Here is a 2416-nt window from a genome sequence, read left to right on the forward strand (position 1 = left end):
TTCGATCAGCTGGCGCTGCGTTGAACCGCTATGGCTTTCGCCAGCGACGGCATCGAGGATTGCCATGGGATCGGCGAGAAAGTCGCGAAGTCTGCCGATCACCAGGTCTTCCAGATCGCCTGCCGGAATACGCCAGCCCTTTGAACGGTCACTTCTTGTGCCCCTGACGAGGGACGATGAGACATAATAGCGATAGCGCCTTCCCTTCTTGACCGCATGACTCGGCGTCAGGCGCTCGCCGCTCGCCTCAAACACCAGGCCGGCGAGCAGGCTTGGATGCTTGGCGCGCCTGCCGCTGGCCCGTTCCACCCGATTCGCGGCGAGCACCGCTTGCACGTCGTCCCACAGCTGCGCTTCGATGATGGCCGGATGCTCTCCAGGATAGGCATTGCCCTTATGGGTGATGTCGCCGCGGTAAATGCGATTCTGCAGCATCAGATAGAGCGCGCCGCGGGCAAGCTTTTGGTCACCATACTGGGTGCCATCGTGGCGAACCCGCCGCTTGCTTCTGACCCTCGCGCCGGCAAGCTCGTCCGCCAGCGCCCGTACCGATTTGAGCGCAAGATAACGCCGGTAAATGTCAACGACGGTCTGAGCCTCCTCGTCATTGACAATAAGCTTGTGGTCCTTGACGTCGTAGCCCAGAGGCGGCATGCCGCCCATCCACATGCCCTTCTTCTTGGCAGCAGCAATCTTGTCGCGCACCCGCTCGCCGATGACTTCGCGTTCAAACTGAGCGAAGGACAACAGCACATTGAGCGTCAGCCGACCCATGCTGGTCGTGGTGTTAAATTGCTGGGTGATCGACACGAACGACACGCCACGACGGTCGAAGACCTCCACGAGCTTGGCAAAATCGGACAGGGCTCGCGTCAGCCGGTCGACCTTGTAGACGACCACCACGTCGATCTGGCCGGCCTCGATGTCGGCGATCAGCTTTTGCAGGGCCGGCCGCTCCATCGTGCCCCCGGAATACCCGCCATCGTCATACAAGGCCGGCAACACCGTCCAGCCTTCATGCTTCTGTGACTGGATATAGGCGGCGCAAGCTTCGCGCTGGGCATCGAGCGAGTTGAAGGCCTGCTCCAGGCCCTCCTCCGACGATTTGCGTGTGTAGACCGCGCAGCGAAGCCTGTTGCTGGCCCGTCGCGGCGGCCTTGCCGCTTCAGCCATCGCGCACTCCGGTGTTGCGGCGCTCTTGGCCTGGTGCCAGCAATCCGAAGAAGCGTGGACCCGACTAATGCGCCCCCGTGATCTTCTTGGCTATCTGGGTCAGCGAGGCATAACTTGCCCCGGCATATTCGAAGCCGTCTTCAGTGACAGAGACGATATGGGCACGACCGTGCCATTCGCGAACAAGACGTGCTCCAGGCTTTAGGCTGAGGCTCGGCATCGGGCCGACCCGGCCCGTTGTCCGCAAGGTCTTCGCCAGCGTTGCCAGCTTGCGCTTTGTCGCCTGACCGAGCCCGCCTTGCTCGATTTCCTGAAGTTTGTAACCCAACCCCAGGACCAACAGGTCTCGACTGATTTTGGGCGCATTCGCCTGGTGCAGCCGCCGCCATTCGCCGCGCAGTTCTTCGAGGGAAAGCGACCGCAGGCGATCGATCTCCCGCTCGATTTGTCGCCTGTCCGGCCCAGCCACGGCTAGACAGCCGGCGGCGCAGAAATGTTCGGCTTCGCCCTCGTTTTGGCGAGTCTAGCTGCGGCTACATGATAGCTGCGCTCGCCATCGGCCTTCTCAGAGTTCAGCGTCAAGCCGAGCTTCTTGCGCACCACCCCGGAGAAGAAGCCGCGGACCGAATGCGGTTGCCAGCCAGTGGCCTTCATGATCGCGACAACCGTTGCACCTTTAGGCTGTCTCAGCAAAGCGAGCACAGCCTCCTGTTTGGTCGCGGCCGCGCTCGAAGATGAGATGATCTTTGCAGGCTTCTGCGGCGGTTGCTTCTGGCCTCTGGCACGCGCAAACTTGCTCTTAGTGCGGCTGTTGTTGTGCGACATTTGTCAGCTCCCTTTCGGTTGTGACGGCAACTGGCGCCATCACTGCCGAAACCCCACAGCGGCGGCATCGCCAGCGGGGCAGGTTCCCGGGCCCGGGCCAAAAGGGCACGGCGACACTGACGCTCCAATCGCGGAGGAAGTCCACTCCTTTCTGCGAGATGAGGTCGCTTGTCGACCGGCCTAGCGCTGCGCGGCAACCTCGTCGGGAACCACCAATACGTCTCCAGATTCGAGAGTTCGAATCATCCCAGCCCAGCCAGGAATTTTAGCGATCCGGATCAACGATTTGGCTAGTGAATAACGACTCGAGATCCGCGGCCCCTTGCAGGGTCGACTCGTCTGTCGAGGCCCCATCAGGAGCCGCTAGGAGGGTGTTTTCGACGGAATTCGCGACCAGTCTCTGTCGCGCATATTCCAA

The 2416-nt window shown here is 61.4% G+C and carries 3 protein-coding genes; all 3 read right to left on the reverse strand.

Going from position 1 to position 2416, the window contains the following annotated elements; all coding sequences use genetic code 11:
• A partial coding sequence (locus JOZ76_RS33430) for a recombinase family protein (RefSeq protein ID WP_291705652.1) occupies nucleotides 1-1173 on the reverse strand: 1173 nt, incomplete at its 3' end.
• Between the two features lie 64 nt (nucleotides 1174-1237).
• Nucleotides 1238-1642 (reverse strand): DUF2924 domain-containing protein, encoded by a 405-nt coding sequence (locus tag JOZ76_RS33435; RefSeq protein WP_291705653.1) that lies wholly within the window; start codon nucleotides 1640-1642, stop codon nucleotides 1238-1240.
• Between the two features lie 2 nt (nucleotides 1643-1644).
• A complete protein-coding gene (locus JOZ76_RS33440) occupies nucleotides 1645-1998 on the reverse strand; it encodes a DUF3489 domain-containing protein (protein ID WP_291705654.1) in 354 nt (117 codons plus the stop codon).
• Between the last annotated feature and the right edge of the window lie 418 nt (nucleotides 1999-2416).

Source organism: Bradyrhizobium sp. (genome assembly GCF_019244115.1).
In the GTDB taxonomy this organism is placed as follows: Bacteria; Pseudomonadota; Alphaproteobacteria; order Rhizobiales; family Xanthobacteraceae; genus Bradyrhizobium.